Raw genomic sequence first — 7,161 nt, 5'->3', positions numbered from 1 at the left:
TGTCAGAATTTTTTTGAAGTCTTGAGGAAGGTAGTATAGCGCTACCCGTAAGTCAAAAGTTATAGCAGGTAACAGGGAACAGGGAACATGGAACAGGGAACAGTTAGAAAAACATTTCCCAGTCTAAGGTTCATCATCAGTCCATGTCCTAACCAACTGTTTCTCAGCTATATCTATGTATGTTCATAATTCCATCCACACTTCCCACACTCCCGACACCTCCCACACTCCCGACACCTCCCACACCTCCGTCATCCCTCATATCATGTCCGCTGGTATGGTCCCATGTAAACCGGCACAGGCAAGATGCCTATTCCACAAGGCTCAGATCTACAGGAAATTTAAGTTGTTTCGGGGTTATAGCACTACGCAAATAGGTTAGGACATTTCTAAATCCTGTTTGCTCCGCATGACCTAGGAAAAACCCTTTGACAGTTTGCTGTTCCCTTTTCCCTGTTCCCTACTCACGCTTCGCGTAGCGCTATAATACCCTTAATTCCAAGAATACTAAAACTTTCATCCCAAATTTCTAAATTCTAAATTAGACATCTCCGAAAATTAAAAATAGAATCAATTCTTATCCAGAAATTATCAATTACTTCTTCCTGTTCCCAGTTAAGTGTTCCCTGTTCCCTCTTTTCCGGAGAGGTCTATTCTAAATTCTGAATTCTTACCCATACCAATTCACTTTAAGGATGTCACAAATAGTTTCAAACTTTAAATGTCAAATAATTGCCTGAAACTGTTGTTTGATAAAAGTTTTGAGCCTATCAAATCTGGCATTCTGAATTGAGAATTCTGAATTCAGTGAAACGGTATAGGACTTGTTGACATCCTCTCCGGTGTCTGATAGAAAGGTAAATTAGCATCGGTTCCCTTTAAATAAACAGGACTTACGCGGGCGAACCGAGAAACCCAGTTTTTCTCTAGATGTCTTTTTGTTAAAAACAACGATTTATCCAAGAAACCTGGTTTTTTTGCGTAAGTGCTATAAACACTGAAGGAATATCAAAATGACTGAAATGATCAAGGTAACTATTGAGACAATTACTTGCCATAAACGGAGTGATTTTACAGGAGAGGATCAAATTTATCTCAAACAACATGGACAAAATGAGCAATTGTGGCCACAAGGAAATCAAGTAGAAAATATAAAAGTTGGGGAAACTTTAGAGCCATATCATCATCATTACTATCTACCCAATGAAACTGTAACTCTTGAACTGTGGGAATATGATCGAGGTGTTGGTAATGATGATTTTCTCGGTTCGTTTACACTCGATCCCAGTTCTAGTGGCAAATATACACATTATATGAGCGGAGATGGAGGATCTTACGAAGTTCGCTACTATGTAGACAATCCGCAAGTTTCTAATGCGTCACAGACAACTAAAGCTATTAAACGGCTAATTGTTTGTTGCGATGGTACTTGGCAAAGCTTAGAAAAAGACTACCCTACCAATGTAGTTAAAACAGTTAAATCTATCACACCTATTGATAGTCAAGGGATTCATCAAGTTGTCTATTATGATGAAGGAATTGGTTCTCAAAGTAATATTTCTAAAGAAGAAGACTTGACTAAAATAGGTTTAGGGCATCTACAGAGCAAGGTAGAAGCAATTGCAGGTGGTGCATTTGGTATGGGGATTGATAAAAATATTAAAGATGCCTATCGCTTCTTATCTACTAATTATAATCCTGGTGATGAAATTTACTTATTTGGTTTTAGCCGAGGTTCTTACACTGTCAGAAGTTTAGCAGGAATGCTTTCTCAATGTGGCTTACTCAAGCGGGAACACTTAAATGAAATTCATCATGCTTATGAGCTTTACCGAGATAAAACTCAGTCGGAAAGCACAACAATGGAGCAACTACGTCCATTCTGTCAGCCCAACGAAGAGTATGATGATCGGGTGCCAATTACTTTACTTGCCTGTTATGATACAGTTGGTTCACTAGGTATCCCGAACATTTTCGATAATATTCATATTGATAAACTGATTAACAGTCGCTATGCTTTCCATGATACTAAGTTAAGTAAGATTATTAAAAAGGCATTGCACGCTGTAGCTGTAGATGAGGATAGAGATACTTTTTCCGTGACACTAATGAAAAAAAATCCTGAAGTTAAAGACCAAATTTTACGTCAAGTATGGTTTCCTGGTGGACATGGTTGCGTTGGCGGGGGCACAAAAAGAGAGAGTCTCTTATCTAATAATGCTCTCTTATGGATGATAGCTTCTATTAAAGATATTGGTCTGAATTTGGAATTTGATATTAATCTGCTCTCTGATGACGAAAAATTAGAGGGAGAGTACGAGGGAGAGCAGCTTACTGATGCTACTTTCGACTACAATAAACAAGCAGAAAAACAAGTAGAAAAAGAAATTACAGACCAAATCAAAGGGGGAGCAGATCAATTCAAATTGTTGACAGGGTTAATCTCCACAATTAAGCAGGCAGCCATGAATGCGGCTGGTCAAACCCTGAGAGAAATTCCTGCAGATGACGGTATACATCGTAGTGTATCTGAGCGACTACATTACTCAAACCTTGATTATCATCCTAAAAATGTTTCTAGTGAAAGAATTCTCAGTCGCGAACAATTAGAGAGTGATGATAGTATTTTGTTAACAAGTCAATGATTCAAAGGAAGGCAGAAGACAGAAGGAAAGTACATCAGTCTATAGATCGATACCTTAGAAGTTGTTTGTAAACTCATAAAAACCTCTCTCCAAACCTCTCTCCTGCAAGGATAGAGGCTTGGAAACCCTCCTTCCCTACAAGGGAAGGGGGGCAGGGGGGTTAGGTTTTGAGGATTCATCGGTTCTATCCAATAGACTTCTCCAGAAAAGAGGGAATGGGCAATAGGCAATGGACAATAGACCTCTCCGGAAAAGAGGGAGTAGGGAGTAGGGAGTAGGAAGTAGGGGGAAATAATTGATGATTTATAGACGATAATTGATTTTATTTTTGATTATCGGAGATGTCTAATAGAGAGAAGGAACTCATAATTTATGGATAAAAATAGATTTTATTTTTGATTTTTGGAGATGTCTAATACTTCTCAAACAACTTCTTACGAGTTTTTCTCTATATTGTGTTACTCCCCACACTCCCCACACTCCCCACACCTCCCACAGTTCCTACACCTCCGACACTTCCCATACTCCCCACACCTCCCACACTTCCCTACTCCCTAATTTGAAAAGCGCTGTCAAAAGGGGTTTGGAGACCAAACCCCTACAGTCACTTCCCACACTCCCTACTCTGGTCTTATAAACTGAATTACACCCTACTGACTATTAGTTAACCATAAAGGATCTTGTTCATTCTAATTTGAAAAGCGCTGTTAAAAGGGGTTTGGAGACCAAACCCCTACAGTCACTTCCCACACTCCCTACTCTGGTCTTATAAACTGAATTACACCCCACTGACTATTGGTTAACCATAAAGGATCTTGTTCATTCTAATTTGAAAAGCGCTGTTAAAAGGGGTTTGGAGACCAAACCCCTACAGTCACTTCCCACATTCCCTACTCTGGTCTTACAAACTGAATTACACCCCACTGACTATTGGTTAACCATAGAGGATCTTGTTCATTTAATATTTCGATTTGATCTGGTTCTAAATTGGTTGCTACTTCTGACTTGAGGGTACGCAAAGCTACAAATGGAGTGGGAAAATAATTAGCAATATCTGACAAAAGGGTAGTAAATAACCAATGGCGATCGCCCAGAAGACGCCTATAGTTAGCATCTCCTTTTATGAAAACTAAACTAGCTTTAGCTAACTCTTTCCTTAAAGACTCTGGCATTTCCCAGAAAGCTAGGGGAGCATTCCAGAAAAAGTTTTCTCGGCAAATTAAACGACTAGAAGCAATATATTCCTGCAAACGAGTTGCCAACATTCGGACATTTTCTGAGGTATCATTAGCTAATTTTTCTAGAGTGTAAAAGACATCCTGATTTATAGCATCAGAAACAAAACTTGGGTGTGCTTTCAAATGTAGGTAAACAGTATTGGCAGTCTGAGTAGATAAAAGGAAGTCTATGAGAAAAAAATCGCAAACTAACTCAAAACTGGCGTTATCTATAATTAGATCGATGCGTTGTCCGTGAATATTGCTTAAATAGTTGAGTAGATCGTAGGTATCATCGACTAAAATTTGAGTTTGTTGTTGGTGAAGGTTTCTATTAGTACGATCGCCTCCTCTAGCTGACCACAAACTGAGATCGATTTGATTACCCCATAAAACAGTTTGAAGTAGAGTAGTTATAGAGGTTTGATAACTCTGTTGTAGTAAAGCAGTGAAGGGATCTTGTTGGGAAACTCTAGGGCGATATTGCCCCGCAACGCTGGCGTTATCGCTAATTACTCGAATAGCATCCATTGATTTTTCTAAACTTGAGCGTTTTTGATAACCAAATGGGTCTATCCCTTGCAAAATTCCAGGTACAAAGTAATTGGTTGCTTCTAACAAACGTCGGAAAAAATAAGCTTCTGCAAAATAAAATGGTAAATCAAACCAACTTTTGCCTTCAAAAGGTTTTAAATAGGATTCCCAGGCAATTAAATCTGGTGCTTCAATTTCTGCCAGGGGGCGCACCGATCCTTCAAATATGTCTGTTACTAAAGATTCTAACTGTTGGACAATAGTTGGAGGAAAATTATTGTCTTTGATGACTCGTTCGATGACTCCTGGTAGTCTACAGACTATTGTGTAATGGGCAAAGGTATTTTCTTCTGATGGCATTATCGGCAAAGGTAGTAGGAAGTCAGGGATTTCAGGTTCAGTCATTTCAGTTATTAGTTATTAGTTATCAGTTATCAGTCTTTCTCCTGTAGGGACGTTGCATGCAACGTCCCTACTATTGTAAATTTATTTATTGTTAAGAGTTTCTATCCCTAATGGGGATTTTAGTTAGTTTCAACCCGATTTGGCTTTCCCTATTGGTGCGTCTATTCTTGCATTGTTTCAATCCCTAATAGGGATTTTAGTTAGTTTCAACCTCGCAGAAAAGTGCAGAGTTTCCAGCGTATCTGTTTCAATCCCTAATAGGGATTTTAGTTAGTTTCAACTGCAGCACTATGACTCACTGGCAATGGAGTATCAAAGTTTCAATCCCTAATAGGGATTTTAGTTAGTTTCAACAGATATTGTTCCCACGAAAATACCTGCTACTTTTTCGTTTCAATCCCTAATAGGGATTTTAGTTAGTTTCAACAGGAGGATTGAAGACAAAAGAAGTAGACAAAGCTGGTTTCAATCCCTAATAGGGATTTTAGTTAGTTTCAACGATGGTTTTGTTGTAGGTAGTTCTAAAGCTTTCTATGTTTCAATCCCTAATAGACATCTCCGAAAATTAAAAATAGAATCAATTCTTATCCATAAATGATCAATTACTTCTCCCTGTTCCCTGTTCCCTGTTCCCTGTTCCCTCTTTTCCGGAGAGGTCTAATAGGGATTTTAGTTAGTTTCAACGTTTGTGGAAACTTTTCCCCAGATATAGATTTTTGTTTCAATCCCTAATAGGGATTTTAGTTAGTTTCAACTCCAGGGTTGTAGAACCCACACCATATTTAATTTTCAAGGTACATTTGCGCGAGACATAACTAACTATAGCATTTCCAGCCGCAGCTTGGCAAGAGACATTCCCCAAAAAACGCCACAACCCTCGCCACATCAGAATTTGCAGAACTCCGCGAATCCCCTCAATACCCCTATCTAATTCAAACCCATGCCCATACTCAACCTCAGCCATTTTTTTTCACCGAAACAATTAAACAATTAAACAATTAAATAATTCAGGTTTAAAACCTCCCCAATAAAGGGGAAAAAATTTATTTTTTCCTTTTAGGCAGAGAATTGACTAAAAGGGAGAGGTAATTATCCATTATCCATTATCCATTATCCATTATTGAACCCCTCTCTTGTACAGCTACCTATCCGCGCAAATAACCTTTTTATGTTATAGTAAATGTTTTGCACAAAATAGAGCAATTTAAAGATAGGTATGTGGGAAAATGCTGTCTTATGCACCATTTTCCTACCTTTTTCCCCTATTCTATTGAATCTCATGCCAAAAACCCGCACTTTTGCTAATATTCCAAATCGGTTATACACAACTTGTTGTTATATTCTGTATTAGCAAATACGTTTCTTGATAAATTTTAAATTCATCTAAATCAAAGATAGAAACTATAAGACAATTGTATAGTTATATTCTAACGATAAGCTAAACATTGCTGCAAGCAAATTTGTCAAAAGTGCAGATCAAGACGATCTATCTAAAAATATAGTGAGTGATGTGTTCAACCCATAGAGGTTGCACGCACTAGCTTTTTGTCCAACAGATATATTTATAATCATACCGAATGTCCAATATTTATTTTGATTCTGAAAACAATTCTAAATCCTTTGAGTTGCCAGGTGCTAGACCACATTACAACCCTGATCGTCCTGGTCAAGTAGAACATATTTTTCTCGATCTAGAACTTGACATTCCTCATAAAAGTTTTCACGGCACTTGTACTATTAGCTTAAACCCTGTACGCAGTGGCATCGATCAATTGACTCTTGATGCAGTTGATCTGGAAATTAATTCTGTTAAAATCAACGACATAGAACAAACTTTTGATTATGATGGCAACGAATTAAACATTTACCTACAACCAGTGACTACAACAGGTGAACAAATTAAAGTAGCGATCGCGTATGCTGCTAATAATCCCCAAAGAGGTATTTATTTTATCGCCCCCGACGAACATTACCCAGACAAACCAACCCAAGTTTGGACTCAAGGGGAAGATGAAGACTCTCGTTTCTGGTTTCCTTGTTTCGACTATCCAGGTCAACTATCAACTTCAGAAATTCGCGTTAAAGTACCCCATAAATTTATTGCTATTTCCAATGGTGAACTTATTCACACTGAAGAGAGTGAAAAAGATAAAATTTATCACTGGATGCAAAGACAAGTTCATCCTACATATTTAATGACTTTAGCAGTAGGTAAGTTTGCCGAAATTAAAGATGAATGGAATGGTATTCCTGTTACTTATTATGTAGAAAAAAAACGCCTAGATGATGCTCGGCGCACTATGGGGAAAACTCCTCAAATGATCGATTTTTTTAGTCAAGAATTTGGCTATAAATATCCA

The 7,161-nt window shown here is 38.0% G+C and carries 4 protein-coding genes and 1 CRISPR repeat array; of the genes, 2 read left to right on the top strand and 2 right to left on the bottom strand.

The features are described from left to right. Nucleotides 1-1,013 precede the first annotated feature (1,013 nt). Nucleotides 1,014-2,645, top strand: a complete 1,632-nt coding sequence (locus F6K40_RS37525; protein ID WP_293144503.1) for a DUF2235 domain-containing protein — start codon at nucleotides 1,014-1,016, stop codon at nucleotides 2,643-2,645. A gap of 890 nt (nucleotides 2,646-3,535) precedes the next feature. On the opposite strand, the gene F6K40_RS37520 is transcribed toward F6K40_RS37525, so the two are convergent. Further along, nucleotides 3,536-4,801, bottom strand: a complete 1,266-nt coding sequence (locus tag F6K40_RS37520; protein WP_293144500.1) for a damage-control phosphatase ARMT1 family protein — start codon at nucleotides 4,799-4,801, stop codon at nucleotides 3,536-3,538. Nucleotides 4,802-4,898: 97 nt separating this feature from the next. Beyond that, nucleotides 4,899-5,300: direct repeats of the CRISPR family, unit length 37 nt; unit sequence GTTTCAATCCCTAATAGGGATTTTAGTTAGTTTCAAC. Nucleotides 5,301-5,522: 222 nt separating this feature from the next. After that, complete coding sequence (locus F6K40_RS37515) at nucleotides 5,523-5,765, bottom strand: hypothetical protein (protein WP_293144497.1); 243 nt, start codon at nucleotides 5,763-5,765, stop codon at nucleotides 5,523-5,525. Nucleotides 5,766-6,378: 613 nt separating this feature from the next. On the opposite strand from F6K40_RS37515, the gene F6K40_RS37510 reads away from it, so the two are divergent. Further along, the coding region (locus F6K40_RS37510) for a M1 family metallopeptidase (protein ID WP_375340630.1) at nucleotides 6,379-7,161 on the top strand (783 nt) is incomplete at its 3' end.

Origin of the sequence: Okeania sp. SIO3I5, from assembly GCF_010672085.1 — a bacterium.
Classification (GTDB): Bacteria; Cyanobacteriota; Cyanobacteriia; order Cyanobacteriales; family Microcoleaceae; genus Trichodesmium.
The sequence above is the reverse complement of the archived record's forward strand: the minus strand, read 5'-3'. Positions and strand labels throughout refer to the sequence as shown.

What these genes read in the sequence shown, in the direction of transcription:
- F6K40_RS37520 (WP_293144500.1), bottom strand. Translation starts at nt 4,801, where the DNA reads ATGACTGAACCTGAAATCCCTGACTTCCTACTACCTTTGCCGATAATG.
- F6K40_RS37515 (WP_293144497.1), bottom strand. Translation starts at nt 5,765, where the DNA reads ATGGCTGAGGTTGAGTATGGGCATGGGTTTGAATTAGATAGGGGTATT.
- F6K40_RS37525 (WP_293144503.1), top strand. Translation starts at nt 1,014, where the DNA reads ATGACTGAAATGATCAAGGTAACTATTGAGACAATTACTTGCCATAAA.